The sequence below is a fragment of the Giesbergeria giesbergeri genome (assembly GCF_054779375.1).
In genome coordinates this window covers 361,458-387,727 of sequence record NZ_BAAGYJ010000001.1, presented here as the reverse complement: position 1 = coordinate 387,727, position 26,270 = coordinate 361,458, and the positions used below count along the sequence as shown (strand labels likewise).

27 protein-coding genes and 2 tRNA genes are annotated in these 26,270 nt (G+C 58.2%); 10 read left to right on the top strand and 19 right to left on the bottom strand.

Going from position 1 to position 26,270, the window contains the following annotated elements; all coding sequences use genetic code 11:
• Nucleotides 1-69: 69 nt before the first annotated feature.
• From clsB to ACYVB2_RS01695, 13 genes are all read right to left on the bottom strand, one after another.
• On the bottom strand, nt 70-1,272 hold the full coding sequence (gene clsB, locus ACYVB2_RS01755) for a cardiolipin synthase ClsB (RefSeq protein ID WP_460535014.1): 1,203 nt from the start codon (nt 1,270-1,272) through the stop codon (nt 70-72).
• Nucleotides 1,273-1,293: 21 nt separating this feature from the next.
• On the bottom strand, nt 1,294-2,067 hold the full coding sequence (locus ACYVB2_RS01750; protein ID WP_382429635.1) for an endonuclease/exonuclease/phosphatase family protein: 774 nt from the start codon (nt 2,065-2,067) through the stop codon (nt 1,294-1,296).
• A gap of 33 nt (nt 2,068-2,100) precedes the next feature.
• Complete coding sequence (locus ACYVB2_RS01745; RefSeq protein ID WP_382429637.1) at nt 2,101-2,925, bottom strand: CsgG/HfaB family protein; 825 nt, start codon at nt 2,923-2,925, stop codon at nt 2,101-2,103.
• A 4-nt stretch (nt 2,926-2,929) separates the two neighbouring features.
• Entirely contained in the window at nt 2,930-3,862 is a 933-nt protein-coding gene (locus ACYVB2_RS01740) for a restriction endonuclease (protein ID WP_460535010.1), read from the bottom strand.
• Between the two features lie 78 nt (nt 3,863-3,940).
• The gene (gene aspS / locus ACYVB2_RS01735; RefSeq protein WP_382429641.1) at nt 3,941-5,743 is read right to left on the bottom strand and encodes an aspartate--tRNA ligase; all 1,803 of its coding nucleotides are present in this window, start codon (nt 5,741-5,743) and stop codon (nt 3,941-3,943) included.
• A gap of 30 nt (nt 5,744-5,773) precedes the next feature.
• A complete protein-coding gene (locus ACYVB2_RS01730; protein ID WP_382429643.1) occupies nt 5,774-6,412 on the bottom strand; it encodes a DUF502 domain-containing protein in 639 nt (212 codons plus the stop codon).
• Between the two features lie 10 nt (nt 6,413-6,422).
• Nucleotides 6,423-6,755 (bottom strand): FmdB family zinc ribbon protein, encoded by a 333-nt coding sequence (locus tag ACYVB2_RS01725; RefSeq protein WP_382429645.1) that lies wholly within the window; start codon nt 6,753-6,755, stop codon nt 6,423-6,425.
• Between the two features lie 88 nt (nt 6,756-6,843).
• Nucleotides 6,844-8,301, bottom strand: a complete 1,458-nt coding sequence (locus tag ACYVB2_RS01720) for a high affinity choline transporter 1 (protein ID WP_460535005.1) — start codon at nt 8,299-8,301, stop codon at nt 6,844-6,846.
• Nucleotides 8,302-8,358: 57 nt separating this feature from the next.
• Nucleotides 8,359-9,927, bottom strand: coding sequence for a ubiquinone biosynthesis regulatory protein kinase UbiB (gene ubiB / locus ACYVB2_RS01715; RefSeq protein WP_382429649.1), 1,569 nt, complete (start codon nt 9,925-9,927; stop codon nt 8,359-8,361).
• Nucleotides 9,924-10,523 (bottom strand): ubiquinone biosynthesis accessory factor UbiJ, encoded by a 600-nt coding sequence (locus tag ACYVB2_RS01710; RefSeq protein ID WP_382429651.1) that lies wholly within the window; start codon nt 10,521-10,523, stop codon nt 9,924-9,926. The genes ubiB and ACYVB2_RS01710 overlap by 4 nt, the downstream gene beginning before the upstream one ends.
• Nucleotides 10,524-10,569: 46 nt before the next feature.
• Nucleotides 10,570-11,553, bottom strand: a complete 984-nt coding sequence (locus ACYVB2_RS01705; protein WP_460535001.1) for a Tim44 domain-containing protein — start codon at nt 11,551-11,553, stop codon at nt 10,570-10,572.
• Between the two features lie 19 nt (nt 11,554-11,572).
• Nucleotides 11,573-12,304: a bifunctional demethylmenaquinone methyltransferase/2-methoxy-6-polyprenyl-1,4-benzoquinol methylase UbiE gene (ubiE, locus tag ACYVB2_RS01700; protein ID WP_382429655.1), complete on the bottom strand. Its 732-nt coding sequence runs from the start codon at nt 12,302-12,304 to the stop codon at nt 11,573-11,575.
• 80 nt (nt 12,305-12,384) lie between these two features.
• Nucleotides 12,385-12,813, bottom strand: a complete 429-nt coding sequence (locus ACYVB2_RS01695; protein WP_382429657.1) for a gamma-butyrobetaine hydroxylase family protein — start codon at nt 12,811-12,813, stop codon at nt 12,385-12,387.
• A 93-nt stretch (nt 12,814-12,906) separates the two neighbouring features.
• On the opposite strand from ACYVB2_RS01695, the gene ACYVB2_RS01690 reads away from it, so the two are divergent.
• Entirely contained in the window at nt 12,907-13,395 is a 489-nt protein-coding gene (locus tag ACYVB2_RS01690; protein ID WP_382429659.1) for a macro domain-containing protein, read from the top strand.
• A 49-nt stretch (nt 13,396-13,444) separates the two neighbouring features.
• Here ACYVB2_RS01690 and ACYVB2_RS01685 read toward each other — a convergent pair whose 3' ends face one another.
• Nucleotides 13,445-13,963, bottom strand: coding sequence for a c-type cytochrome (locus ACYVB2_RS01685; RefSeq protein ID WP_382429661.1), 519 nt, complete (start codon nt 13,961-13,963; stop codon nt 13,445-13,447).
• A gap of 163 nt (nt 13,964-14,126) precedes the next feature.
• Here ACYVB2_RS01685 and ACYVB2_RS01680 point away from each other — a divergent pair.
• Nucleotides 14,127-14,202, top strand: a tRNA-Arg gene (locus tag ACYVB2_RS01680).
• A 32-nt stretch (nt 14,203-14,234) separates the two neighbouring features.
• On the opposite strand, the gene ACYVB2_RS01675 is transcribed toward ACYVB2_RS01680, so the two are convergent.
• A complete protein-coding gene (locus ACYVB2_RS01675) occupies nt 14,235-15,947 on the bottom strand; it encodes a sensor domain-containing diguanylate cyclase (RefSeq protein WP_382429663.1) in 1,713 nt (570 codons plus the stop codon).
• 237 nt (nt 15,948-16,184) lie between these two features.
• On the opposite strand from ACYVB2_RS01675, the gene ACYVB2_RS01670 reads away from it, so the two are divergent.
• From ACYVB2_RS01670 to ACYVB2_RS01635, 8 genes are all read left to right on the top strand, one after another.
• The gene (locus tag ACYVB2_RS01670; RefSeq protein ID WP_382429665.1) at nt 16,185-17,153 is read left to right on the top strand and encodes a chemotaxis protein; all 969 of its coding nucleotides are present in this window, start codon (nt 16,185-16,187) and stop codon (nt 17,151-17,153) included.
• A gap of 203 nt (nt 17,154-17,356) precedes the next feature.
• A complete protein-coding gene (thrS, locus tag ACYVB2_RS01665) occupies nt 17,357-19,276 on the top strand; it encodes a threonine--tRNA ligase (protein ID WP_382429667.1) in 1,920 nt (639 codons plus the stop codon).
• A gap of 76 nt (nt 19,277-19,352) precedes the next feature.
• Nucleotides 19,353-19,967, top strand: a complete 615-nt coding sequence (gene infC / locus ACYVB2_RS01660) for a translation initiation factor IF-3 (protein WP_382429793.1) — start codon at nt 19,353-19,355, stop codon at nt 19,965-19,967.
• A 164-nt stretch (nt 19,968-20,131) separates the two neighbouring features.
• Entirely contained in the window at nt 20,132-20,335 is a 204-nt protein-coding gene (gene rpmI / locus ACYVB2_RS01655; RefSeq protein ID WP_091454045.1) for a 50S ribosomal protein L35, read from the top strand.
• Nucleotides 20,336-20,361: 26 nt separating this feature from the next.
• Nucleotides 20,362-20,721 carry a 50S ribosomal protein L20 gene (rplT, locus tag ACYVB2_RS01650; protein ID WP_382429670.1) on the top strand — a complete coding sequence of 120 codons (360 nt, stop codon included), beginning with the start codon at nt 20,362-20,364 and terminating at the stop codon, nt 20,719-20,721.
• A 105-nt stretch (nt 20,722-20,826) separates the two neighbouring features.
• On the top strand, nt 20,827-21,879 hold the full coding sequence (gene pheS / locus ACYVB2_RS01645) for a phenylalanine--tRNA ligase subunit alpha (protein WP_382429671.1): 1,053 nt from the start codon (nt 20,827-20,829) through the stop codon (nt 21,877-21,879).
• Between the two features lie 57 nt (nt 21,880-21,936).
• Nucleotides 21,937-24,384, top strand: a complete 2,448-nt coding sequence (gene pheT / locus ACYVB2_RS01640; protein ID WP_382429672.1) for a phenylalanine--tRNA ligase subunit beta — start codon at nt 21,937-21,939, stop codon at nt 24,382-24,384.
• Nucleotides 24,384-24,704 carry an integration host factor subunit alpha gene (locus tag ACYVB2_RS01635; protein WP_382429673.1) on the top strand — a complete coding sequence of 107 codons (321 nt, stop codon included), beginning with the start codon at nt 24,384-24,386 and terminating at the stop codon, nt 24,702-24,704. The genes pheT and ACYVB2_RS01635 overlap by 1 nt, the downstream gene beginning before the upstream one ends.
• 15 nt (nt 24,705-24,719) lie before the next feature.
• Here the strand turns inward: ACYVB2_RS01635 and ACYVB2_RS01630 are convergent, their stop codons facing one another.
• The 4 genes from ACYVB2_RS01630 to ACYVB2_RS01615 all read right to left on the bottom strand — a co-directional run bounded on the left by ACYVB2_RS01630 (nt 24,720) and on the right by ACYVB2_RS01615 (nt 26,266).
• Complete coding sequence (locus ACYVB2_RS01630) at nt 24,720-25,244, bottom strand: GNAT family N-acetyltransferase (RefSeq protein ID WP_382429674.1); 525 nt, start codon at nt 25,242-25,244, stop codon at nt 24,720-24,722.
• A 29-nt stretch (nt 25,245-25,273) separates the two neighbouring features.
• Nucleotides 25,274-25,603: a YnfA family protein gene (locus tag ACYVB2_RS01625; protein WP_382429675.1), complete on the bottom strand. Its 330-nt coding sequence runs from the start codon at nt 25,601-25,603 to the stop codon at nt 25,274-25,276.
• 153 nt (nt 25,604-25,756) lie between these two features.
• Nucleotides 25,757-25,846, bottom strand: a tRNA-Ser gene (locus tag ACYVB2_RS01620).
• Between the two features lie 66 nt (nt 25,847-25,912).
• Nucleotides 25,913-26,266: a hypothetical protein gene (locus tag ACYVB2_RS01615; protein ID WP_382429677.1), complete on the bottom strand. Its 354-nt coding sequence runs from the start codon at nt 26,264-26,266 to the stop codon at nt 25,913-25,915.
• Between the last annotated feature and the right edge of the window lie 4 nt (nt 26,267-26,270).

The window sequence follows — 26,270 nt, the reverse complement described above, 5'->3', positions numbered from 1 at the left end:
CTCTGCCTTATGCAATCAATGGTATTAGCTATTGTAAAGATAGCATATATGATTTGTTTGCATTGCAGCTCAGTAATTTTTCCCGTTAAGCCAGAGTGCTACCCGCACCAGGGCAAAGGCAATGCGATCGAGCCATCGCACGCGCCAGGGGCGTTGGGCATAGGTTTCAGGGTGCAAGAGCTGCCCAGCGTGCTGCATGGCATCGACCAGTCGTTGGCGCAGAGCCAGCGCAAAGTCACTATCTTCCAGCACTACATTGGCCTCGCGGGCCAGCAGCAGGCTCAGGGGGTCTAGATTGGAAGAGCCCACGGTAGCCCACGGATGGGCACTGGCTGCATCAATCACCGCCACTTTGGCGTGCAGAAAGCTGGGCTCATATTCGTGGATTTCTACACCGGCTGCCAGCAGGGTGCCATACACAGGCCGGGCGGCGTGGTATTGCAAAAAGTATTCATACCGGCCTTGCAACAGCAGTTGCACTCGCACACCGCGCCGTGCCGCCAGCACCAGCGCCCGGCGCAGTTTGCGCCCTGGCAGAAAGTAGGCATTGGCAATGATGATCTCTTCCCGTGCAGCGCCAATCGCCCGCAGGTACGCTTTTTCGATGCGAGCACGGTGGCGCACGTTGTCGCGCAGCAGCAGGCTGGCCCGCGGACGCTGGCCGCTGCTGGTGGTGGCGCGGTGCCGTGCCGCTTGGGCGGCACGCAGGGCACGCACCGCCGCAGGCAACTGGTAATGGCGTATGTTGCGCACGGCCACCATGCGTTGCCACAGCCGCTCCATGGTGTCGCTGGCCTGCACTACCAGATGGCCCGTGATCTGCACAGCAAAATCAAACCGAGGTGCCTTTAGCGCCCCGTGATTGGGGTCATGAAAATCATCCAGCACATTGATGCCACCGCAAAACAGCGTTCGCCCATCCACCACACACAGTTTGCGGTGCAGTCTGCGCCAGCGGCTCGGCAGCAACCAGCCCCACAGACCCAGTGGTGCATACACCAGACAGCGCACGCCAGCGGCCCGAAAGCGCAATCGCCACGGCGTGGGCAGCCGCCCCGTGCCCACGCCATCCACGACCACCCGCACATGCACCCCGCGCTGTGCCGCGCGCACCAGCGCCTCGGCAACGGTGGCTCCGGTGCCCGTGAAGTCAAACAAATAGGTCTCAAACTGCACATCGGTATGGGCAGCATCCAAGGCAGCAATCAGTGCTGGAAAAAACTCTCCAGCTCCCTGTAGCAGCACGATCTGTGGGTCATGGTCCCAATCCACCTCACTCACCTGCATCTGCTCTCAAATCTTGAACTCGGCCACCAGTGGCAAATGGTCGGACATGCGCCACCAGGCACGTCCGCGTGGCACTTGCAAGCCCAGAGGCTGCAAGCCGCGCACATAAACATGGTCTAACTGCACTATTGGCAAGCGGGCAGGATAGGTAAAAGCCCGGTGGGGTACAGCCTCTTCGTATTCGTGCAAACCTTGGCCTGCCAGCATCCGCTTGATCTGCTGGCCCCAGTCGTTAAAGTCTCCGGCCACTACCAGCGGGCTACCTCCGGGCACCTCGCGCTCCATAAACGCATGCAGTCGGTGTATCTGTCGTATCCGGCTGCCCGGAATCAGCCCCAAATGCACCACAATCACATGCACAGCAGCACCCTGTATTTCCAATTCCACATGCAGCAGCCCGCGCTGCTCAAAACGGTGGTCTGAAATATCTTCGTGTTGGTGCCCCAGCACCGGCCAGCGGGTGAGCAAAGCATTGCCATGCTCGCCGTGGCGGGTGACGGCATTGGTGCGGTACACCGCTGCATAGCCCTCTGGAGCCAAAAAATCCGCCTGTGGCAGAGCGGGCCAGTGCGCAAAAAACTGCGCCTCGCGCCGGTGCAACTTACGCACCTCTTGCAGGCAAATGATGTCGGCATCCAGTTGGGCCACCGCCTCGCCCAGATTGTGGATTTCTAGACGCCGTGTGGGGCCCAGACCTTGTACGCCTTTGTGGATGTTGTAGGTAGCGATGCGCAGCGTGTTGCTGGCCCGTTGGCCCAAGGCTGTGGTAAAGCTGTGCATAGCGGGTTCTCCCATAGACGCCAAAACCAGCGGTTAACCGGGTGTGCGCACGGCATCCGTACGTGTGGGCACAGCGGGTGGCAATGTTTTGGCCTGCAAGGCCCGCACCTGCACCACCAAATGGTTGTGTGCATCCAGAAAAGCGGCGGCAATCACCTTGCCCTCGTTGGTATTGCTCCAGCCCATCCCTGCACCGCCACCCAACTGGCCCAGTATCAGCCCACCCACCCCCAAGTCGGTGGCCCGTGCAGCACCAGTTGCAGCCGCTACTTGCTCGGTGGTTTCGTTGTCTGATAGCAGCAGCGCGGTCTGAGCCTCTTTGAATTTGACCTGCTCAGCCAGCCCTAGCAACCCGGCCATCTCGCGCAGCACCGGAATCAAGGCCAAAATGCCTACCAGCCCCCGCCCCGCATCTTGCTCACTAAAGGTCAGACTCGGTGTCAGAGTGTATTGCGCCTCATAACCACGCCCCTTAGCCACCGTAGAGCCCTCTTTGCGCAGCACGCCAGCCTCTTTGAGCTCTTGCTCTTGCACGGTGGCCCGCAGCCCAGCGCCCCGGTCTACCACCCTAAAACAGCCGCTTTGCTGCGCCAGCAATTTCACCAGCGGCACCGGCGAGGCCGGAAGATGACCACTCGAACCCATCACATAGCCATGCGCATTCTCGGCCAGTGCCACGGTAGCTACGGGTGCATCGCAGCGCAGCAATTCGCGGGCTGCGCCTTGGGCACCCTGCGGGCCAGCCGACCCAGTGACCACCGATCCGCCTTGGCCTAATTCTGTTTTCTTCTCACCGCAGCCACCCAATCCTATACAAGCCCACAGCAGCACCACCGTGCCCCGCATCATCTTGTGCATGGTTTTATTCCTCACTGAAGAAATCGGAGTCAATGCGTTTCAATTCGTAGGATTTCCAGGTGGAAACGCCAACGCCATGTTCAATCATCAACTGTGCCAGACGCTCCCCATCCATCAAGATCACCCGCACATGCAACGATTTGACGTATTCCCGCGCCTCCTGACTGAACCGTGAGGTGGTGATGAACACCCCACGATTGGCCTGACGGCCTGCCAAGGCACCCACAAACTGCTGGATGTCGGGCCGCCCCACGGTCTGATGCGTCCAGCGTTTAGCCTGTAGGTAAATGATGTCTAGCCCCAGTTTGTCTTGGTTGATAAAGCCATCCACCCCCCCATCACTGCCCTGTTGCAACGCCAGCCCTTGCCCTCCTGTGCCGCCATAGCCCATAGCCAGTAACAACTCTACAACCAGCCGTTCAAAAAACTTCCAAGAGTTGATTTTGATACGTTCCAGAATTTCTGCGGCCAAAGTGGAGTTCACCGCTTTGCGCAGCCGCTCAAACTGTTCCTCGGGGGGCTCTTGAATCGCGTGGGTGTCATCCGATTTTTCTTTGCCAGAAGATGCCGAGGTGTTGATCTGTTCTTTTTTCCAAGCGCGGTAGCCATCACGGGCTTTGAAGAAAAACCCCTCTGCGCCCAGCGTCAGGGCTTGCTCTCCCAAGAGCGTCAAAGTCCAGACCCCCTTGGATTTGAGCAGATAACCGGATTTCACCGCATCCACCGAAAAAAACTGCACATACATCCTCCAACGGGGCAACCCATTGCTTTCAATCTCCTCCAAGGCCCATTTGTCCAGCGGAACATGGGCGGCAATCGCATCAAAGATATCTGCCGCCTTCATCGTTTTGCCACCGTCGCGCAAGATGCTCATGGCCGCATACATGACCTTGCTGGCCAATGCGTGGGATTTAGAGAGTGGCTTGGTCACGTACATCGCTCCTGAGCATGAAAAAAGGGCGCCAAAGGCGCCCTGTCATTCTGCCGGCCTGCACACAGGCCCGCACTACGGGGTTTAGCCCGCCTTCACCGCATCGGGGTTGCGCAAACGGATGTGCAGCTCGCGCAGTTGTTTCTCGTCCACCGGGCTGGGTGCTTGGGTCAGCAAGTCTTGGGCGCGCTGGGTCTTGGGGAAGGCAATCACATCGCGGATGGATTCTGCGCCGGTCATCAAGGTGATCAGACGATCCAAACCGAAGGCCAAGCCGCCATGTGGGGGCGCACCGTATTGCAATGCATCGAGCAGGTAGCCAAACTTGGCGCGGGCGTCTTCGGGGCTGATATTGAGGGCCGCAAACACCTTGCTTTGCACATCAGCACGGTGGATACGCACCGAGCCACCGCCCAACTCCCAACCATTGAGCACCATGTCGTAGGCTTTAGCCAAACAAGCACCGGGGTCGGTGTCCATCAGGTCTTCGTGGCCGTCTTTGGGGCTGGTGAAGGGGTGGTGTACGGCTGTCCAGCGGTTTTCTTCCTCGTCGTGCTCAAACATCGGGAAGTCCACCACCCACAGCGGAGCCCAGCGGTCTTCAAACAGGCCGTTTTTCTTGCCAAATTCGCTGTGGCCCACCTTCAGGCGCAGTGCGCCGATGGAGTCGTTGACCACTTTTTCTTTGTCGGCACCAAAGAACAGCAAATCGCCATCTTGTGCGCCGGTGCGCTTGAGGATTTCAGCCAAAGCGGCATCGTGCAGGTTCTTGACGATGGGCGATTGCAGACCCTCGCGGCCCTTGGCCACTTCATTGACCTTGATCCAAGCCAAGCCCTTGGCACCGTAAATTTTGACGAATTCAGTGTATTGGTCAATTTCGCCGCGCGAGATTTGGGCGCCACCGGGCACGCGCAGAGCCACCACACGGCCACCCTTGGTGGTGGCGGGGGTAGAGAACACCTTGAAGTCCACATCCTTCATGACTTCGGTCAGCTCGGTAAATTCGAGCTTGACGCGCAGGTCGGGCTTGTCCGAGCCAAAGCGGTGGGCCGCTTCTTGATAGCTCATGATAGGGAACTCGCCCAAATCGACATTCAACTGCTGCTTGAATACTTCGGTAATCATGCGCTGGAACAGGGCGCGGATTTCTTCTTCGTCCAAAAACGAAGTCTCGCAGTCGATCTGTGTGAACTCGGGTTGGCGGTCGGCACGCAGGTCTTCGTCGCGGAAGCACTTGGTAATTTGGTAATAACGGTCGTAGCCCGCCACCATCAGCATCTGCTTGTAGAGCTGGGGCGATTGGGGCAGGGCAAAAAACTGGCCGTCATGCACCCGGCTGGGCACCAAGTAGTCGCGCGCACCTTCGGGCGTGCTCTTGCCCAGCATTGGGGTCTCGATGTCGATAAAGCCTTCTTTGTCCAAGAAGTTGCGCACTTGGATGGCGGTTTTGTAGCGCAGCATCATGTTGCGCTGCATATAGGGGCGGCGCAAGTCCAGCACGCGGTGTGTCAGGCGGGTGGTTTCCGACAGATTGTCTTCGTCAATCTGGAACGGAGGCGTGACAGACGGGTTGAGCACGTTCAACTCGTGGCACAGCACCTCGATTTTGCCGCTTTTCAGGTTGTCGTTGGTGGTGCCTTCAGGGCGAGCGCGCACCAAACCTTTGATTTGCACGCAAAACTCGTTGCGAATGCTCTCGGCGGTTTGGAACATCTCAGGGCGGTCGGGGTCGCACACCACCTGCACATAGCCTTCGCGGTCGCGCAGGTCGATAAAAATCACACCACCGTGGTCGCGGCGGCGGTTAACCCAGCCCGACAAAGTAACGGTTTGGCCCAACAGGGCTTCGGTCACAAGACCGCAATAGTGGGAGCGCATGGCCATGACAAAACTTCCGGCGCCGTTGCAGGCGCGTTAAGGGTTAGGGGGGAGCTGGGCAGCAGCCACCGCCAAGGGATCGACGGGGGTTACCACCCCCATAGAGACGATGTAGCGCAGCGCGGCATCGACGCTCATTTCCAGCTCGACGCATTCGCTCTTGCGCACCATCACGAAATAGCCGCCCGTGGGGTTGGGCGTGGTAGGCACATACACGCTAACAAACTCATCACGCAGGTAGGTGGCTACCTCACCGCTGGGAGCCCCCGTGATGAAGCCCAGCGTCCAAACACCCTCGCGCGGCCATTGCACCAGCACCGCCGTGCGAAAGGCATTGCCGCTCTCAGAAAACAGGGTGTCAGACACCTGTTTGACACTGGAGTAAATGGAGCGTACCACCGGAATGCGGTGCACTACGGCGTCGCCCCACTGCACCAACTTGCGCCCAGCAAAGTTGCTGGCAAACGCACCCACGGTGAGCAAAATCAACAGCGTGAGCAGCACACCAAAACCGGGCAGGTGAAAGCCCAACAGCCGGTCGGGGTGCCAAGCCTGCGGCAGGATCAGCAGCGTCTGATCGAGCAGACCCACAATCCAGTTGAGCACCGACAGGGTGATCGCTCCGGGAACAATCACCAACAGGCCGGTGAACAGCCATTTGCGCAAGGCAGACATGGGCGTGAACTCAGGCTTTGGGGGTAGGGCTGGTGCTGCTGGTGGCGCTGTCTGCTGCGGGGGCAGGCTTGGCCGCCTCGGGGCTGGTGTTGGACGCTGCAACATCCGTGCTGCTGGTGGCCGTTTTATCCGATGTGGCGGGTGCAGTGGTGCCACCACTGCCGCCTCGGAAATCGGTCACATACCAACCAGACCCCTTGAGCTGAAAGCCCGCAGCCGTGACCTGTTTGGTAAAGGCTTCAGCGCCACAAGCGGGGCACTGGGTGAGGGGCGCATCGGACATTTTTTGCAGCACATCCTTGGCATGGCCACAGGAGCCGCATTTGTAGGCGTAAATAGGCATATTTTGGGCCTGGACTGAAAGTGCAAAGCTTTCAATTATAGGCTGCCCTCTTGACGGCGCTATGCCTGCGCGCTAACCGTGCCACCCTTTAGGTGGCAGGGCTGCCCTGATAGTGTGGTACATGGCCCTTATGGTCGGGAATGAACTGTGGCAACAAGGAGCCAAGCAGCATCCCGACCAGTGCGGCCAGCACCCCTGCCAATTGCTGTGGAAACGCCTCCGACAGCATGGGGCTGGCTACAAACAACAACCAGACCCCCAACCCCAACACCACCGCCAGCAACGCCCCTTGGGTGGTAGCGCGTTGCCAGTAAAGGCCAAATACCAGTGGTACAAAAGCCCCTACCAACGGCACTTGGTAGGCCCCTGACACCATCTCATAGATGGATGTGCCTTGCATGGTGATGGCATAGGTGAGCACACAGCCAGTAAACACCAGCACCGATATCCGCATGGCCTTGAGTGTGAGCGCATCGCTCATGTCAGGGCGCAAATTGCGCAGGATGTTTTCCACAAAGGTGGTCGATGGGGCCAACAACGTGGCCGAGGCTGTAGACATGATGGCCGATAGCAGCGCACCAAAAAAAGCAATTTGCAAGACCAGTGGCATGCGCTCCATCACCAGTGTGGGCAACACCTTCTGCGGATCGTCTTGCAACAAGGTGCGTGCGGTATCGGGCATGATCAGCACGGCAGCCGTGACCACAAACATCGGAATAAAGGCAAACAGCAAATAGAGCACACCGCCAATCACGGGGCCAATGCGGGCCGTTTGGGCACTGTCAGACGACATGACGCGTTGAAACACATCTTGCTGTGGAATAGACCCCAGCATCATGGTGATGGCCGAAGCGATAAAAAAGCTCCACTCCTTAAAGCCACCGTCTTGCGGAAAGAACTGGAACTTGCCCTCGCGCGCGGCAAAGTCCACTACTTTGTTGGCACCTCCAGCCAAATCGGCGGCAAACCACGCAATGGCCACCAATCCGATAGCAATGACAATCATCTGCACAAAATCGGTCAGGGCTACCGACCACATACCACCGTACAGGGTGTACACCAACACCACCAAAGTGCCTACCACCATCCCCACAGTGATCGACATGGCGCCCTGTGTGAGCAGGTTAAATACCAGCCCCAGTGCAGCAATCTGTGCCCCCACCCAGCCCAAATAGCTGAAGATGATGATGACGGAACACACCACCTCAACTGCACGGCCATACCGTTGGCGGTAGTAGTCACCCAAGGGAATCAGATTCTTTTGGTACAGCTTGTAGGCAAAAAACAGCCCCACCAACACCAAACACATGGAGGCACCAAACGGGTCTTCGACCACTGCGCCCAGCCCCTGATCGACAAACCGGGCGGACACGCCCAGCACCGTCTCTGAGCCAAACCAAGTGGCAAAGGTGGTTGCAATGACTACCGCCAGTGGCAGGCTGCGGCCCGCCACGGCATAGTCTGCCGTGTTGTGTACCTTGGTGGCGGCAAACAGGCCCACGGCAATGGAGGCCAGCAAATACAGAACGATAAAAGTAATCAGCATGGGCAGCTCCGCCATCCCGAGTGGTGAAAAATGCCGCGCATTATCCGGGCAAGAGGGTTAAAACAGCTGCACACGCACCACCAGTTGCATCACCAACAGGCCCAGCACAAAACCGCCGCCACCATAGAGCAGTGCCTGCAACAATCGGTTGGTGCGGCGTTGCTCTTGGAGTAGTTCTTGTAGTTCGCTGGGGGCCGAGGTGCCAGAGCGACGGTGCAGTTGTTCGTACAACAGGCGCGGCAGCGCAGGCAGCAGCTTGGCGTAATGGGGCGCTTGTGCGCGCAATTCTTGCCATAGGCGTTGTGGCCCCATCTGGTCGAGCATCCACTTTTCCAAAAAGGGCTTGGCAGTGCTCCACAAATCCAAGTCGGGATCAAGCTGGCGGCCTAGGCCTTCGATGTTGAGCAGTGTTTTTTGCAACAGCACCAGTTGTGGCTGGATTTCGACATTGAAGCGCCGCGAGGTCTGGAACAGCCGCATCAACACCATGCCCAGGGATATCTCACGCAGGGGGCGGTCAAAATAAGGCTCGCACACCGTGCGAATGGCCGCCTCTAGGTCATTCACACGCGTCTCTGGAGGCACCCAGCCACTCTCAATGTGCAACTCGGCCACGCGCTTGTAATCGCGTCGGAAAAATGCCGTGAAGTTTTGCGCAAGGTATTCTTTGTCGATCTCGGTGAGGGAGCCGACAATGCCAAAGTCTAAAGAGATGTAGCGCCCCAGCGTTTCGGGGGCCAAGCTGACTTGGATATTGCCGGGGTGCATGTCGGCGTGGAAAAAACCATCGCGAAACACCTGGGTAAAGAAAATGGTCACGCCATCGCGCGCCAGCTTGGGAATATCCACCCCAGCCTCGCGCAGTTTGTCTACTTGGCTAATGGGCACGCCATGCATGCGCTCCATCACCATGACTTCGGGGTGGCAAAAATCCCAGTAAATCTCGGGGATGAGCACCAAATCCAGGCCATCCATATTGCGCCGCAGTTGTGCGGCGTTGGCGGCTTCGCGCACCAAATCCAGTTCGTCGTGCAGATAGTTGTCAAACTCGGCCACCACTTCGCGTGGTTTGAGGCGCTTGCCATCGCTGGACAGGCTCTCTAGCCAGCCCGCCATCATGCGCATCAGCCCCAGGTCTTTGTCGATCACGGGCAACATGCCGGGGCGTAGCACCTTGACGGCCACCTCATGCAGTTGGCCTTGTCGGTCGCGCAGCGTGGCAAAGTGCACTTGGGCAATGGAGGCACTGGCCACTGGCACCTGCTCAAACGAGACAAAAACCTGCCCCACGGGTTTGCCAAAGGCCCGTTCAATGGTGGCTACTGCCACTTTGGAGTCGAACGGTGGCACCCGGTCTTGCAACAGCGCCAGCTCATCGGCAATATCCGGTGGCAGCAGGTCGCGTCGGGTGGAGAGGACTTGACCAAACTTCACAAAGATCGGCCCTAGCCGCTCCAACGCCTCGCGCAGGCGCTGACCGCGCGGTGCGCGCAGATCGCGTCCGATGGAGATGATGCGTGCCAGCAGATGCAGCCAACGGTGTTGGAAGCTGTTGAGCACCAGCTCATCTAGGCCATAACGCAAGGCCACCCAGACGATGGTGGCACCACGAAGCAGTCGGTTCATGGGATGGTGCGGTCGTCCGACCACACTGGGGCCGCTCCAGGGGCATGGGCGGAGGATTCCATGCCTTGGGCTGCAGCCATGCGGCTGCCCACAAATTGGCGTAGCGCCTGTGTCAGCCAGCGCATGGCATCAGACAGGGTGCGTGCAGGCACATCACCAATGACGCGGGCCAGGTCTTCTTCGATGTCCCAGCGCAGGTTGTCCGACAGCCACTGGATGTCACCGGCAAATTGCACATCGCCATCAATGCGCACGGCAGGACGCTCACCACGCAAGGCCAATTGGGCCAGTCCTAGCGGAGAGTCTTGCATCACTTCGAGGCGCAAATCGGGGGTGACGGCTTCGTCAGCAGTGTCAAACAGACCTGCCGGAGTGACTTGCAGGGCAATAAAAAAGTGGCGCCATTGCACTTGAACAATACGCCCATGCTGGCGCTCTAGGCGCTCCATGGCCGCAGGTTCCTGTTGCAGCACATGGTTGAGCAGCAGCACGGCGCGGTGCTGCACCTCATGTACCAGCCACGGTGGAGGGACAAGCCCAGGGGCAATGCGCTCGAACACGCTGCCAAGAATGGAAAAAGGGGACTGTGTTGCCATAGTCCCCGATTATTCCTGAAGCGCGCCCAGCGTTGGGCGGGTGTTGTTATTGCAGGGCTTGCACGCCTGCAACCAACCAGCCGCTGCTACCGGTCTTGGGCTTGGTCATGATCCAGACTTCGCGGAAGGGGTTGGGCCCGGCCGAGGCTTCTTCACGGATCATGCCCGAGAACTCAACGCTGGCCATGTAGGCATCGCCCAGATCCTCAATGCCCAACAGTTGGGCTTCGAGCATCACCACATCGGTTTGGTTGGGGTGTTGCTCGCCACGGTGCGATTCACGTTCGGCCAGTTGGCTGCGAATTTCTGCCAACATGCTGTCGGTCATCATAGAGCGCAGAGTGGACACGTCGGAGCGATCCCAGGCCGCTTGCAAGGTAATGAAGTTGCGTTTGGCCGCTTCGACAAAACCTGCTGCATCAAAACCATCAGGAACGCCCCAGTTTTGTGATCCTGCCAGTGCAGAGCCAATCATGGAGCCACCAGAGCGGCTGTTCTCGAAAGACATGCTGTTGCGCTCCCAAGGGCGGGCAGAGGCGTCGTTGCCTACTTTGTCCGGGCTGTAGTCGCGCAGCACTGGGGCATTGGCAGGTGAGCCAGCCCCGGCCCCTTGGAAAGCAAACGGTGAGGCACTGGTGCCGTTGGCTGTTTGGCGCTTACGCAACACCATCGCGACCACGGCCAAGATAGCAATGCCCACCAAGGCAAAGAGTAAAAACTGGGCCAGTCCCTCGCCAAAGCCCAGCGAGTGGGCCAGCCAAGCCAGCCCCAGCCCGGCGGCCAAGCCACCCAACATGGCACCCCAAGGTTTTTTGGGGGCTGCTGCCGCAGCGGCGGGTGCGGCGTTGGCTGGGCGTGGTGCGGCTTGGTTGAAGTTTTGTGTGGGGGCGCCGGGCGCGGCTTCGCGTTGGGTCACATTGCTCGACTGCTGCCCTACCGATTTGCCACCACCCAGGCGCTTGGCCTCGGCCTCGGGGTGGGCCACGATTACCATGATTGCCAGCAACAGGGCGGGCCAGAGTTTTTTCATTGCTATGTTCTCCTTGGGTTCAACACTTGATGCCAACATGCAGTGCCACTACCCCACCGGTGAGGTTGTGGTAGTCCACATGGCCGAAGCCGGCCTCATGCATCATGGCTTTGAGTTCTTGCTGGCCGGGGTGCATACGGATGGATTCGGCCAGATAGCGGTAGCTGTCGGCATCCCCCGCAATCAACTGCCCCAGTTTGGGTAGTACATTGAACGAATACCAGTCGTAGGCTTTACTCAGAGGTTGGGCCACCTTAGAAAACTCCAGCACCAACAATTTGCCACCGGGTTTGAGCACGCGGCACATCTCGGCCAGTGCCTCGTCTTTGTGCGTCATGTTGCGCAGGCCAAAGGCCACACTGACCACATCAAAGTGTTCGTCGGGAAAGGGCAGTTGCTCGGCATCGCAGACCAGTGTGGGCAGGGCCACACCTTCGTCCAGCAGACGGTTGCGGCCCACGCGCAACATGGCTTCGTTGATGTCGGTGTGCACCACACGGCCGCTTTGACCTACCTTTTTGGCAAAGGCCAGTGCCAAATCGCCAGTGCCTCCGGCAATGTCCAACACCTGACTGCCTTCACGCAGGTTAGCCACCATGACGGTATAGGCTTTCCAGAGGCGGTGCAGGCCCGCCGACATCAGGTCGTTCATCAGGTCGTATTTGGGCGCGACCGAATCGAACACACTGCGCACACGCTGTGCCTTCTCGCGCTCGTCAACCGACTGAAATCCGAAATGGGTGGTACTCATGGTGCTGATGCTATCTGCTGTGGCGACAACCCTGCAAGGTTTCCGGGTATGGCGCCGGGGTGTTGGAGAAAGAGGAAACTTTACTGGCTGGCACAGCCGCTGCCCTCTGCGCGGGGGCTGCCGCGAACAGGCATGGGTGTGTCCCGATCCAGTCCGGCAGCCGCCAGTCGTTGCAGGTACTGTTGCCAGATATCTTGTTGTTGCTGGCCCAATTGGTAGAGGTATTCCCAAGTAAAAATGCCGCTGCTGTGACCATCAGAAAAAGTAGGTTGCACCGCGTAATGGCCTACTGGATCGAGTGCCAAGAGGGTCACATCCCGTTTGCCCGTTTGCAGTGTTTCTTGTCCGGGGCCATGACCTTGCACCTCGGCAGAAGGGGATGCCACGCGCATCAACTCGAATGGGATGCGAAATACCGCGCTATCGGAGAATGCCACTTCCAGCACGCGCGAGGTTTCATGTACCGTGAGGGCTTGGGGTCTGGGTGCATCGGGTTTCAGAGCTGCCATGAAATATCACCTGAGAGAAAACGAAAATCGTTGAAACAAATGCCTGTTCACGCCCCAAGACTGGGGCCAGGCTCCGTCATAGGAGGAGGTGCCGTGGTTCATCCGCAGATTCGAGAGGGCGATCTTTTAGACCAGGATGTAGACGTGATTGTCAATGCCTGGAACCGGAACATCATTCCTTGGTGGCTGTTGGTGCCCCAAGGCGTATCGGGCGCTATCAAACGCCGTGCAGGCTACCAGCCTTTTCGAGAGTTGGGCCGTCTGGGGGCTATTCCACTGGGGGGGGCCGTGCAAACCTCGGCAGGCCGTTTGCCGTACAAAGCCATCATCCATGTGGCAGGCATCAGCATGTGGTGGCGTTCGTCCCAGTATTCGATTCAGCAATCGGTTCATTCGGTCATGGCATTGGTAAACCAGCAGCAGTTTCGCTCTGTGGCTTTTCCGGTCATTGGGGCGGGTACGGGTGGGTTTGGTGAGCAGGGAGCGTTGGCATTGATGGTGCAGGCCTTGGCCTCTGTGGAGTCTGGCGCTACCGTGGTTGTGGTTCGTTTCCGCAGCAAGGCGGCCCCCACCGGGTGTTAAGCGCCCATGAAAAAGGCCGGCATGGAGCCGGCCTGTGGGGTGTGCAGCTTCAGGGCTTGCTGGCTTCGGCACCAGCGGCAGGGCCAGGGATGGCAAACTTGGCACCACCTGCGTTGGCCATGTAGGCCACGGCGCGCCCAATTTCGATATCGTTGAATTCGCCTCCGCCTTGGGCGCCCATCGCACCCTTGCCCTTCAGGGCCGATTGCAGCAGTGCATCAAATCCGGCGCCAATGCGTGGCCCCCAAGCGCCGGCATCGGCAAACTTGGGCGCGCCCACAGTGCCCGCAGCGTGGCAGGCAGAGCATTGGGCTTTGTAGACATCTTCGCCGCTGCGCAGTGCTTTGTTTGCTTCACGGATAGCCACAGAGCCCACTTTTTGGATGCGGCTGGCTACGCCCTGCTCGCTGTTGTCTAGGCGGCCTTTGGGTTCGGTGGGATTGGTCTTGACATAGGCCGTGGCGACCAGTCCGACCACCACGGCAATCGGCAGCACGAGCGTCAGCATGACGGAAGACAGCGACCCTCGGGAGCGGTTGGGGTGTTTTTTGTGGGGATTGGCGCGCATGACGTCCTCGCAAAGATCGGGGGGTAGGTGGACTGAAAAATAACCCCGGATTATATGGGTGCATCCCCACGGCCTTGGCACAACCAGCACCAATGGGGCCATATCTTGCGCTAGGACAGGCGCAGCCATGCGATAATGCGCGAGTCGGCCTTGTGCCGTGCCAGCGGCTGTAGCTCAGTGGATAGAGTATTGGCCTCCGAAGCCAAGGGTCGTGGGTTCGATCCCCGCCAGCCGCACCATTTCTTTCCAGCCCTTCGGGCTGGTGCATGTATCACCCCGTTGTTGCCTCGGGGGTCAGCTCAGACGCCACTCGGTTGCGTCCTGATTTTTTGGCTTGATACAGCCATTCGTCTGCCAACTCTACGGCCTTGTCTTTGCTCTGATCGGCCACGCCCACCTCTTGCGCACCCATGCTGATGGTGATTTGCCCTACCGGCTCGATGGGGGTGTTGGCTACGGTTTGGCGGATTTTTTCTGCCACCAATAAGGCTTGGGGTAAGCGGGTCATGGGCAAGAGGGCCATGAATTCTTCTCCGCCTACACGCCCCACCAAATCCACATCCCGCACCGACTGGCGCAAAACTTGGGCCACCCGCTGCAACACGATGTCGCCTGTGGCATGACCATAGTTGTCATTGATTTTTTTGAAAAAATCAATATCCAGCATCAACACGCTATAAGGTTCGTGGCCGCGCTGGAAGCGGACAAACTCTTCTTCTAGCCGTTCGTAGGTTTGGCGGCGGTTGGGCAGGCCGGTCAGGGTATCGGTGCGGGCCTGTTTGTCTAGCTCCACATTCAGCCGTTGCAGTTCGGCCGTGCGTTCGGCCACTTTGGCTTCCAAACGGTGATTGCTTTGGGCCAGAGAGTCTTTTTGCGCTGCCAGGGTCGAATACATGCCTTGCAAGGCATGAGACAGGCGCTGTAGCTCTAGGGCATCAAAATCGCCATCGAACAATACATTCTCTTCACCGTGTTGAATGCGGTGGGCAATGCGGGTCAGGTGCTCCAATGGGCGGCTCATGTGGTTGGCCCCTATCCATGCCAGCAACAAAAATGCCATACCGGCTAGCCCAGTGGCCCACAGAATGACTTGCTGCAAAGCCCGCACATCGGTTAACACGGTCTGTTCTGGTTGGCGTGCCACCACGCGCCACTCCAAGGGTGTAGAGGGTACGGGGTTTTTGATGGCTGCGCTGGCTGTGAGGTACCAGTTGTCTGGTGCTTGCCCCCAGCTGTGAAAGTGGCCTGACTGGGTGTGGCGCAACTGCTCTGGTGTGGGCACTTTGAGTTGTGCGGGGATATTTTCTGGATAGATGACTTCGTTGTTGCGGTTGACAATGAACAAGTCCAAAGCCAGTTCTTCGGCGTTGTGCGGCCTGACCGCTTGCAGCACATCACCCGCCCAATGCCAATGGGCATGGGATGCCAGTACGCCACGCAGCGCACCTGCATCGTCATAAACGGGGGCTGCAAAATCAATAAAGCGAATCGGCTGCCCTTGTGCTTGCTCTTGCAGCAATTTGGCTAAGAGCAGGGCTTCATGCAAATCCCCAGTAAAAATCCCGTGGCGGCCCTGTTGAAACCACGGGCGCTGTGCCACGCTGGCGCCAAGCAGGTGATCAGAGGTGGCGGCCCGCACCTGACCATCGGTATCGGTCAGGCCAATCCAAGAATAATGCGGATAAGATTTTTTCAGGCGCTCCAAGCTGGGACGAAACTCGGGGCTGTCGAGTGGGGCGCGGCGGTAGAGCGTGGTTTGTGCCAGCAGCTCGATCTCGCGGCGGCGCTCGACCAAGTTTTCGGCAATGACTGTGGCGGCTGAATTGGCCAAGGCGTTGAGGTATTCACGCCGATCATGCAACAGTTGCTCACGGTACACCTCGCTCACATAGAGGTAGGTTGGCAGACCTACCAGTAATGACAATAAGCCAAAGAGCGCCGCCATCCGGCTACGAAATGAGCGTGGTATCAATTCTGAAAGCATGGCATGGCGTGACTTGCGCTGCGTACACTATGGAGGGTGTAGAGAAAAGGGGCTCCGTTGTTTGGGCGGGGTGGTGCAATGGTAGGCCATTCCGCAGTGGGTGCTGCCTGTTTGCATGTGGATATGGGGGTGGGTGTTGCGCAGGGATGGCGTGGATTTTTCTTGCATCCAGTCATGTGCAAGCGCACGCTAGAGCCTAGAATTTGCCCGCGCGAGTCTCCGCGTAAAGGACATGGAATGAAATCTGTACAACACGAGATTGATGAGCGGACTAACCTCACCAGCTCCAACAAGTTCGAGCTGCTGCTGTTTCGTCTGGGGACTGACAGCGCCTTGGGTCAGTCAGAGCTGTTTGGCATCAATGTGTTCAAGATCCGCGAGATTGTGGCCATGCCCAGCATTACGCCCATTGCTGGGGGAACGGCTCACTCGCTTGGGGTGGTGAACTTGCGTGGCCAGGTGATTCCGGTGTTGGATTTGCCTGCCATTGTGGGCTGCAAACCTGCTACCGGGCTGAACATCATGTTGGTGACTGAGTTTGCCCGTACCACCCAAGCGTTTGCTGTGGAGTCGGTAGAAGACATTGTGCGCTTAGACTGGAACCAAGTGCTGTCTGCCGAGAGCAGTGGCGCTGCGGGCAAATTGGTGACCAGCATTGCCCGGCTGGATGGCAATACCGATGGCACACGCTTGGCCCAGGTGCTGGATGTGGAAGCCATTTTGCAAATGGTCACGCCCAACGAGCAAGCCTCCCAAGAGTCGCAAAAACCACGTTCTCAACTCAATATCAAAAACGGCACCATCATTTTGGCTGCCGATGACTCTTTTGTGGCGCGTACCTTGATTGAGCAGGAGTTGCAGCATCTGCATGCACCCTACGAGATGCTCAAGACGGGCAAGGAAGCTTGGGAGCGTTTACAGGCACTGGCCGATCAGGCCCATGCTGAAGGTAAAACCATCATGGACAAGGTTTGCTTGGTGCTGACCGATCTGGAAATGCCCGAGATGGACGGCTTTACCCTGACGCGCAATATCAAGGGCGATGCCCGTTTTAAGGGGCTGCCGGTAGTGATTCATTCTTCGCTGTCGGGATCGGCCAATGAAGACCATGTGCGCGGCGTGGGTGCCGATGGTTATGTGGCTAAGTTTTCTGCTGAAGATTTGGCCGCCACCTTGCACGCGGTGCTACCCGCGAAGGCCAAATAAAGGCCGTTGGGTTTTATGGGAGAATCGAGGCTTCGATTTCTCCTTTTTCAGTGCAAGAAAGATGCCTCGGTTATGACACCGCGAACGACAACCAAGGAGTTGGTTTCTGCCCGTTGAGGGGCGGCAGTTCGCGCCTGCACCGATTTTTCTTTCTTGTTTTCAGCGCGGCCCCAGAGCCGCGTTTTTTATTTTTCCATTGCCCCATGTTGAACATCACGCTCCCAGACGGCTCGCAACGTCAATTTCCCGGCCCGGTCACGGTGGCCGAAGTCGCCGCATCGATTGGCACTGGTCTGGCCAAGGCGGCACTGGCGGGCAAAATTGGTGACAAGGTGGTGGATACCAGCTACCAAATCACCCAAGACAGTTCTTTGGCTATTGTCACGGCCAAAGATGCCGATGGTCTGGAGGTGATTCGCCACTCCACCGCTCACTTGTTGGCCTATGCGGTCAAGGCGTTGTTCCCCGAAGCGCAAGTCACGATTGGCCCGGTAGTAGAAAACGGCTTTTATTACGATTTTTCGTATAAGCGCCCCTTTACTCCTGAAGATCTGGCCGCTATCGAAAAGAAGATGAGCGAGCTGGCCAACAAGGATGAGCCGGTGGTGCGCCGCGTGTTGCCACGCGACGAAGCGGTGGCTTATTTCAAGGGCTTGGGCGAAAACTACAAAGCCGAGCTGATTGCCAGCATCCCCAGCAATGAGGATGTGAGCTTGTACCGCGAGGGCGATTTTGAAGACCTGTGCCGTGGCCCGCACGTCCCGAGCACTGGCAAACTGAAGCATTTCAAGCTGATGAAGGTGGCTGGCGCTTACTGGCGCGGCGACCACCGCAACGAGATGCTGCAACGTATCTATGGCACAGCCTGGACGACCAAAGACGAGTTGCAACAGTACCTGACCCGCCTAGAAGAGGCTGAAAAACGCGATCACCGCAAATTGGGCCGCGAGCTGGACTTGTTCCACATGGATGAGCACGCCCCCGGTTTGGTGTTTTGGCACCCCAAGGGCTGGACGCTGTGGCAAGAGGTGGAGCAGTACATGCGCACCGTCTATCGCCAAAATGGCTACCAAGAAGTGAAAGGCCCACAAATCTTGGAAAAGACGCTGTGGGAAAAAACCGGCCATTGGGACAAGTACCGCGACAACATGTTTGTCACGGAATCGGAAAAGCGTGATTACGCCCTCAAACCGATGAACTGCCCCGGCCACATTCTGATTTTTAAGCAAGGCATCAAGAGCTACCGCGACTTGCCGCTGCGCTATGGTGAGTTTGGGCAGTGCCACCGCAACGAGCCTTCGGGCGGTTTGCACGGCATTATGCGTGTGCGCGGTTTTACACAAGACGATGGTCACATCTTCTGCACCGAAGACCAAATTTTGCCCGAGTGCGACACCTTTACCAAGGTGCTCAAGCAGGTGTATGCCGATTTTGGCTTTACCAACATCTTGTACAAAGTCTCGACCCGTCCAGCAGCGCGCATTGGCTCTGATGAACTGTGGGACAAGGCCGAACAGGCGCTGATGGACAGCCTGCGCCATTCGGGTTGCGAGTTTGTGATTTCGGAAGGCGATGGTGCCTTTTATGGCCCCAAGATCGAATACACGCTCAAAGACGCGATTGGCCGCGAATGGCAATGCGGCACGATTCAGGTGGACTTTAACCTGAGCGAGCGCCTCGATGCAGAATACGTAGCCGAAGACGGCACGCGCAAGCGCCCTGTGATTTTGCACCGCGCCATTGTGGGCAGCTTGGAGCGTTTCATTGGCATTTTGATTGAGGAGCACGCTGGTGCCTTGCCTACTTGGCTGGCCCCTGTGCAGGTGGCGGTGCTCAACATCACCGATGATCAGGCAGATTACTGCCGTGAAGTAGCCGCTCGCTTGCAAAAAGCATTGCCTCAACACCCCTTGCGTGTAGCGATGGATCTTCGTAATGAAAAGATTACGTATAAAATACGCGAGCATTCCATGCAGAAGTTGCCGTTCATTCTTGTCGCAGGCGACAAAGAACGCGCAGCCGGTACAGTCGCAGTGCGTGCTCGGGGCAATAAAGACCTGGGTGTCATGTCGGTTGATGCGTTCATTGAACTCATTACCCAGACGGTTGTCGCTAAACAGTGATTTTTGATCAAATCGCGGCGTGGCGCTTGCTGACTGCTTAAAAGCAGCTACGCTTTTCGTAGCATTTTGATTGAAGGTGATAGCCATAGCTACTGAATTTCGTGATCGTCGCCAGCGTGAAGAGCGCAAGCACCGCCTCAACCGTGAAATCATGGCCCCTGAGGTGCGTCTGTCTGGCCCTGACAATGAGCCCCTGGGTGTCGTCAGCCTGATGGAAGCCCTGCGCATGGCGGGTGAGTTGGATGTGGACTTGGTAGAAATTGCCGCCACGGCCAATCCGCCGGTGTGCCGCCTGATGGACTATGGCAAGTTCAAGTACCAAGAGCAAAAGCGTGCTGCTGAAGCCAAAGCTAAGCAGACGGTCATCGAGATCAAGGAAGTCAAGTTCCGCCCTGGCACCGATGACGGCGACTACAACATCAAGCTGCGCAACATCCGCCGCTTTTTGGCCGATGGTGACAAGTGCAAAATCACGCTGCGTTTCCGTGGCCGCGAAATCACCCACCAAGAACTGGGCTTGGCCTTGCTCAATCGCTTGCGCGATGATCTGGCCGATACCATTTTGGTAGAGCAGTTTCCGCGCCTGGAAGGCCGCCAGATGATCATGATGATTGCTCCGGCACGCAAAAAATCCGGTGGCGGCAAGTCTGCCACTGAGAGTGCAGCCCACACCGCAGAAGGCGCACATTAAACCCAACAGCCCGCAGCAGCCCCTAAAGCTGGTGTGGACTTACTGGGGGCTGTTATGCAGCCCCTTGCGGCAGGCTTTGGCCTGCCAATAAAAGTGGCTCGGGGCCAACAAGTTTGCAAGTCCGTTTGCAAACGCCTCACGAGCACAAACAAAGGAGCATTCACATGCCCAAGATGAAGACCAAGAGCAGCGCCAAGAAGCGCTTTCGCGTTCGTCCCGGTGGTACCGTCAAGCGCGGCCACGCCTTCAAGCGTCACATTTTGACCAAGAAGACCACCAAGAACAAGCGCCAGTTGCGTGGCGTAGCAGCCGTTCATGAGACCAACATGGGTCACATGGCACAAATGCTGCCCAAGTGCGGCTTGTAATTTACTGACGAACAAGGAGTACATACATGCCTCGCGTCAAACGTGGTGTAACGGCCCATGCCCGTCACAAAAAAGTTCTGAATCTGGCCAAGGGTTTCCGTGGTCGTCGTGGTAACGTCTATCGCATCGCCAAACAGGCGGTGATGAAGGCTGGCCAATACGCCTACCGTGACCGCCGTGCCAAGAAGCGCGTGTTCCGCCAACTGTGGATTGCCCGTATCAACGCCGGTGCGCGTGAACTGGGTCTGACCTACAGCCAGTTCGCCAACGGCCTGAAGAAGGCTGCCATCGAAATCGACCGCAAGGTGCTGGCTGATCTGGCCGTGCACGACAAGGCCGCCTTTGGCGCCATCGTGGAACAAGTCAAGGCCAAGCTGGCTGCTTGAGTTTCACAGCCGTAGCTACTGCCCGCAGTAGCTGTGAGCGCACTAACCACAAGGGCTAGAGCTTGCAAAAGCACTAGCCCTTGTGCCTTTTCAAGAGCAGAAAAAATGAACGAGTTGGACTCTCTGGTCGAAAGCGCACAGCAGTTGTTTGCGCAAAGTGCCACCCCCGCCGAGCTAGAAAATGCCAAGGCCCAATTTTTAGGCAAGGCTGGGCGCATCACCGAGCTGATGAAGGGCATGGCACAGCTGTCCGTGGAAGAAAAGAAATCGCGTGGCGCAGCCATCAATGTGGCCAAGCAGGCGATTGAAGCCGCACTGACCGCTCGCCGCCAAGCTTTGGCCGATGCCGAGTTGCAAGTCCAGCTCAAAGCCGAGGCGTTGGATGTCAGCCTGCCCGGTCGCCAGCGCGGCATGGGAGGTTTGCACCCCGTCTCCCTGACCCAAGAGCGCATTGAGAGCATTTTTGGCTCGATGGGTTTTGATGTGGCCGAAGGCCCAGAAATTGAGGCCGACTGGTTCAACTTCACGGCGCTCAACACCCCTGAAGACCACCCCGCCCGCTCCATGCACGACACCTTCTATGTCGAAGGCGGTTCGGCCACAGCCCCCAATTTGTTGCGTACCCACACCAGCCCGGTGCAGGTGCGCCATGCCGTGCAGCACGTCAAGCAATACCGCAACCTGATTGATGCTGGTCAGTCTATGCCCGAAATCCGCGTGATTGTGCCGGGCCGTACCTACCGTGTGGACAGCGATGCCACCCACTCGCCCATGTTCCACCAATGCGAAGGCTTGTGGATTGGCGAGAACGTCAGTTTCAAAGACCTGAAAGTGGTCTTTACCGATTTTTGCCGTACCTTCTTCGAGAGCGATGATTTGGTGCTGCGTTTCCGGCCCAGCTTCTTCCCGTTCACCGAGCCCAGCGCCGAAATCGACATCCAGTTTCAAACCGGCCCCTTGGCCGGTCGCTGGCTCGAAGTGGCTGGTTCGGGCCAAGTGCATCCCAACGTGGTGCGTAACATGGGCCTCGACCCCGAAAAATACATCGGCTTTGCCTTTGGCATGGGCATGGACCGCCTGACCATGCTGCGCTACGGTGTGAACGATCTGCGCCTGTTCTTTGACGGCGATATCCGTTTCTTGTCGCAGTTCCAATAAAGCACAGCAAGCCCCCCGGCGCTCGCTGCCCGGCCCCTGAAGTATCCGAGTCTGACTATGCAATTCCCCGAATCTTGGTTGCGTGCCTTCTGCAACCCCCCACTCACCACGGCCCAATTGGCCGATACGCTGACTATGGCTGGTCTGGAAGTTGAAGAACTTCAGCCGGTGGCACCGCCGTTCACACGGATTGTGGTGGGGGAGATCAAAGAGGCTGTGCAACACCCGAATGCTGACCGCCTGCGCGTGTGCCAAGTGGATGCCGGACAGGGCGAGCTGCTCAATATCGTCTGCGGTGCGCCCAATGCCCGCGTCGGTATCAAAATCCCCTGCGCCTTGGTCGGTGCTGAGCTGCCGCCCGGCGCAGATGGCAAACCCTTCAGCATCAAGCTGGGTAAACTGCGGGGTGTAGAAAGCCAAGGCATGTTGTGCTCGGCCCGCGAGTTGCAAATCTCGGAAGACAGCGCCGGGCTGCTAGAGCTGCCGCTGGATGCCCCAGTCGGCCAAGACATTCGCCAATACCTGAACTTGGACGATACCCTGCTCACGCTCAAGCTCACGCCCAATCTGGCCCACTGCCTGAGTGTGTATGGCATTGCGCGTGAACTCTCGGCCCTGACTGGCGCACCGCTGTTGCAACCCGAGTTCCCCGCCGTGCCGGTGGGCATCCAAGACAAGCTCCCGGTATCGGTGCAAGCGCCCGATTTGTGTGGTCGCTTCAGTGGCCGCATTGTGCGTAACGTGAACACCCGCGCTGCCACGCCGCAGTGGATGGTTGATCGACTGGCCCGTTGTGGTCAGCGCAGCGTTTCGCCGCTGGTGGATATCTCCAACTATGTGATGTTTGAGTTGGGCCGTCCCTCGCACATTTTTGATTTGGACAAAATCCACGGTGGCCTGCAAGTGCGTTGGGGCCAGCCGGGCGAACAGCTCAAGCTGCTCAACGGCAACACCGTGACGGTAGATGCCCAAGTGGGCGTGATTGCCGATGACCAGCAAGTTGAATCGCTGGCCGGTATCATGGGTGGCGATGCCACAGCGGTATCCGACGACGCGCGCCACATTTACATCGAGGCCGCTTTCTGGTGGCCCAAGGCAATTGCGGGCCGTTCGCGCCGTTATAACTTCTCTACCGATGCCGGGCACCGTTTTGAGCGGGGTGTCGATCCGGCCTACACCGTCGAGCATATCGAACGCATCACCCAATTGGTGATCGATATTTGCGGCACCCCCGACACCGTGGTCGGCCCTATCGATGACCAGCAAACCGCCCTGCCCGAGCGTAGCCCAGTCACGTTGCGCGTCGATCGCTGCGCCAAGGTGTTGGGTATGGCGGTTACGCAACAACAATGTGCTGATGCTCTGCGCGGCTTGGGCCTGCCGGTGCAAGAGGGTGATGGCGTGCTGACTGTCACACCGCCCTCCTACCGCTTCGACCTGACCATCGAAGAAGACCTGATCGAAGAAGTCGCCCGCATGGTGGGTTACAACCAGTTGCCCACCACGCCACCGTTAGCACCCATCACCGCCAAGCTGCGCGCCGAAAACCGCCGTAGCGCCTTTGCCGTGCGCCGCCAATTGGCCGCACTGGGCTACCAAGAAACCATCAATTTCAGTTTTGTCGATGAGCGTTGGGAGCGCGAGTTGGCAGGCAATGCCCAGCCGATCAAGTTGCTGAACCCGATTGCCAGCCAAATGGGCGTGATGCGCTCTTCGCTGTTGGGTTCGCTGTTGCAGGTGCTCAAATTCAACGTTGATCGCCGCGCCGAGCGTGTGCGCGTATTCGAGTTGGGCCGCGTGTTCTTGCGCGATGCCACAGTGCCCAACAGCGACAACACGGTGGCCGGTTTTGATCAGCCCATGCGGGTCGCAGGTCTGGCTTTTGGCCCCGCCGACAACCTGCAATGGGGCCGCAAAGAGCAAGCAGTGGACTTCTTCGACCTGAAAGGCGATGTCGAAGCCTTGCTGGCTCCTTTCAAGGCCCAATTTGAGCCGGCGACCCACCCGGCCATGCACCCCGGTCGCTGCGCCCGTGTGTTGTTGGATGGCAAGGCCATTGGTTTTGTGGGGGAGTTGCACCCACAATGGCGGCAATCGTGGGACTTGCCTCAAGCGCCTATCTTGTTCGAGTTGCAACTCGATGCCGTGTTGCAACGCAACGTGCCCCAGTTCAAAACCGTGCCTAAGCACCAGCCGGTGCAGCGCGATTTGGCCGTGGTGGTGGCCGAGCAGGTCAGCCATGCCCAGATCATGGCGGCGATTGAATCGGCAGTGGCGCCCGAAATGCTACGCCAAGCGGTGCTGTTCGATGTGTACCGTCCCAAGCCCGTCAAAGCGGGCGAAGCAGCGCCTGCTACTGGCTTGGCTGCCGGAGAAAAGAGCTTGGCGGTGCGCCTGACCTTGGGCAGTGGCGAGGCCACCCTGACCGATGCTGAGATCGAGGCCGCTGTGGCTGCTGTAGTGGCCCAGTTGGCAGGACAAACTGGCGCAAAGCTGCGGGTGTGATGGGCGCCGACCAGCGCACCACCCCGGTGCTAACCAAGGCCCAGCTCATTGAGCTGTTGCAGGAGGAGATTGTGCTGAACAAACGCGAAGCCCAAGAACTGGTCGATGCGTTTTTCAGCCTGATTGCTGAGCACCTGGTGGCGGGAGATGAGGTCAAGCTGCTGGGCTTTGGCAATTTTCAGGTGCGCGACAAACCCCCCCGCCCCGGCCGCAACCCGCGCACTGGAGAACCCGCACCTATTCGGGCGCGGCGCGTAGTCACCTTTCACGCCAGCAGCAAACTCAAGGAGCAGGTGCAAGCCTGTGCTTTGGTTTCTTGAGTTTTTGGCCGGTGTTCAGGAGCGTGGCAGTAGGCCACGCATCACGATACCCTCTTGGGCCGGTTGTGCTTGGGGCTGAAAAAAGCCCTCAAACCGCGCTACCTCTCGAAAGCCTGCCCCCATGTAGATGCGCCGGGCTGGCGTCCAAGTGGCATTGACCAGTAGCAGTGCCGAGTGCAGTTGGTTATAGACTTGGGCCATTGTTGTCAGGCAGCCCTGAAACAGCGGCAGGCCCAAGCTGCGCCCGCGCAGGGCTGGATCGAGCACCATCGAGGCGATATACAGTGTGTTGCCATGCACAGGATCGTGGCGCTCCAGAATGTCGTGTCCTAGCGCAAAGTGGTCAGCCTGCAGGGCGTTGTCGTTTGTTTCTGGCCAGATTTCACAGAAAACGCAACCAATGTTTTCCCCCTCATAGAAGGCCATCAGAGAGCCTTCGGGAAAGACCTCTACGCGCTGGGCATAAACATGCCGTGCTTCCCAATGTCCGGGATCGAAGCCTGTGACCTCTAGTGCCATGATGCGATCGAGATCGGCCAAAGTGGCGGCTCTGAACGTTAATTTTGTCATTAGCGAGGGGCCAACATAATGATTGCCATCCCTGCAATGGCTACCAATGCACCCAGCAAATCCCAAAATGTGGGTTGGATGCCATCTACGGCCCAAAGCCATAAAACGGCCACAAAAATGTAGACGCCACCGTAGGCTGCATACACCCGTCCAGAGGCTGTGGGGTGCAAGGAAAGGAGCCATGCAAAGGCCGCCAAACTGATGGCCCCCGGAACAAGCCACCAAATGCTCTTGCCTTGGTTGAGCCACAGGCTTGGGAAGTAGCAGCCGAAGATTTCTGCCACTGCAGTGACTAGGAAAAGGCCAACGGTCTTCAGTTCTGAAGGCATGGGGCGTCGTTCTTCAAAGTGGATAGGCGCCAGAGTGCGCCATCATGGCACTGGGGAGGTACTGTTCCGTTGGCAGCCATATCGCGGCACATGGTGTGCTAGAAATACAAAAGGCTTGCTACTCAATGGATAGTAGCAAGCCTTGGTATTGCTTGGCGGAGAGGGAGGGATTCGAACCCTCGGTAGGGTCGCCCCTACGCCTGATTTCGAGTCAGGTACATTCGACCACTCTGCCACCTCTCCTGTGTGCCGAAGCGGGCATTGTAGCAGTAGTTTGCTGAGGCCGAAAGAGAAGGGCGCTGGAGACGATCAGTCGAGGTAGGTGAGCTCCGCCGTAACCAGCCGTCCCTGCCGGGCCGTGATGCGGCAGATATGCCGCGAGAACGGTGACATTCCGGTAAAGGTGGCATAGAGCAGCGCATCGCCTTGTTCACGCTGGAACCAGCGTGTTTGGCGCGGTTGGGCTCCTTGCAAGATAGCTTCTTCTGCCAAGTGCGTGCTGTCCATTCCTGGAGTGAGTGGCCGACAAAATGCCTGCGCCCGCTGCTCGGCCTGGTGTTCGGCATACGTAGCGTAGGCCAGTAACAGCACCAAGGTGGTAAGCAGCACCAGTATGGTTTTGCCTACCCTCCAGCACCAGCGTTGCCAACGGTTGTTGGGCATGGCG

Bases quoted from the DNA above. Each gene is read 5' to 3' on its own strand.
- ACYVB2_RS01750 (WP_382429635.1), bottom strand. From the start codon at position 2,067: ATGCACAGCTTTACCACAGCCTTGGGCCAACGGGCCAGCAACACGCTG.
- ACYVB2_RS01745 (WP_382429637.1), bottom strand. From the start codon at position 2,925: ATGCACAAGATGATGCGGGGCACGGTGGTGCTGCTGTGGGCTTGTATA.
- ACYVB2_RS01740 (WP_460535010.1), bottom strand. From the start codon at position 3,862: ATGTACGTGACCAAGCCACTCTCTAAATCCCACGCATTGGCCAGCAAG.
- aspS (WP_382429641.1), bottom strand. From the start codon at position 5,743: ATGGCCATGCGCTCCCACTATTGCGGTCTTGTGACCGAAGCCCTGTTG.
- ACYVB2_RS01730 (WP_382429643.1), bottom strand. From the start codon at position 6,412: ATGTCTGCCTTGCGCAAATGGCTGTTCACCGGCCTGTTGGTGATTGTT.
- ACYVB2_RS01725 (WP_382429645.1), bottom strand. From the start codon at position 6,755: ATGCCTATTTACGCCTACAAATGCGGCTCCTGTGGCCATGCCAAGGAT.
- ACYVB2_RS01720 (WP_460535005.1), bottom strand. From the start codon at position 8,301: ATGCTGATTACTTTTATCGTTCTGTATTTGCTGGCCTCCATTGCCGTG.
- ubiB (WP_382429649.1), bottom strand. From the start codon at position 9,927: ATGAACCGACTGCTTCGTGGTGCCACCATCGTCTGGGTGGCCTTGCGT.
- ACYVB2_RS01710 (WP_382429651.1), bottom strand. From the start codon at position 10,523: ATGGCAACACAGTCCCCTTTTTCCATTCTTGGCAGCGTGTTCGAGCGC.
- ACYVB2_RS01705 (WP_460535001.1), bottom strand. From the start codon at position 11,553: ATGAAAAAACTCTGGCCCGCCCTGTTGCTGGCAATCATGGTAATCGTG.
- ubiE (WP_382429655.1), bottom strand. From the start codon at position 12,304: ATGAGTACCACCCATTTCGGATTTCAGTCGGTTGACGAGCGCGAGAAG.
- ACYVB2_RS01695 (WP_382429657.1), bottom strand. From the start codon at position 12,813: ATGGCAGCTCTGAAACCCGATGCACCCAGACCCCAAGCCCTCACGGTA.
- ACYVB2_RS01685 (WP_382429661.1), bottom strand. From the start codon at position 13,963: ATGCGCGCCAATCCCCACAAAAAACACCCCAACCGCTCCCGAGGGTCG.
- ACYVB2_RS01675 (WP_382429663.1), bottom strand. From the start codon at position 15,947: ATGCTTTCAGAATTGATACCACGCTCATTTCGTAGCCGGATGGCGGCG.
- ACYVB2_RS01670 (WP_382429665.1), top strand. From the start codon at position 16,185: ATGAAATCTGTACAACACGAGATTGATGAGCGGACTAACCTCACCAGC.
- thrS (WP_382429667.1), top strand. From the start codon at position 17,357: ATGTTGAACATCACGCTCCCAGACGGCTCGCAACGTCAATTTCCCGGC.
- rpmI (WP_091454045.1), top strand. From the start codon at position 20,132: ATGCCCAAGATGAAGACCAAGAGCAGCGCCAAGAAGCGCTTTCGCGTT.
- rplT (WP_382429670.1), top strand. From the start codon at position 20,362: ATGCCTCGCGTCAAACGTGGTGTAACGGCCCATGCCCGTCACAAAAAA.
- pheS (WP_382429671.1), top strand. From the start codon at position 20,827: ATGAACGAGTTGGACTCTCTGGTCGAAAGCGCACAGCAGTTGTTTGCG.
- pheT (WP_382429672.1), top strand. From the start codon at position 21,937: ATGCAATTCCCCGAATCTTGGTTGCGTGCCTTCTGCAACCCCCCACTC.
- ACYVB2_RS01635 (WP_382429673.1), top strand. From the start codon at position 24,384: ATGGGCGCCGACCAGCGCACCACCCCGGTGCTAACCAAGGCCCAGCTC.
- ACYVB2_RS01625 (WP_382429675.1), bottom strand. From the start codon at position 25,603: ATGCCTTCAGAACTGAAGACCGTTGGCCTTTTCCTAGTCACTGCAGTG.
- ACYVB2_RS01615 (WP_382429677.1), bottom strand. From the start codon at position 26,266: ATGCCCAACAACCGTTGGCAACGCTGGTGCTGGAGGGTAGGCAAAACC.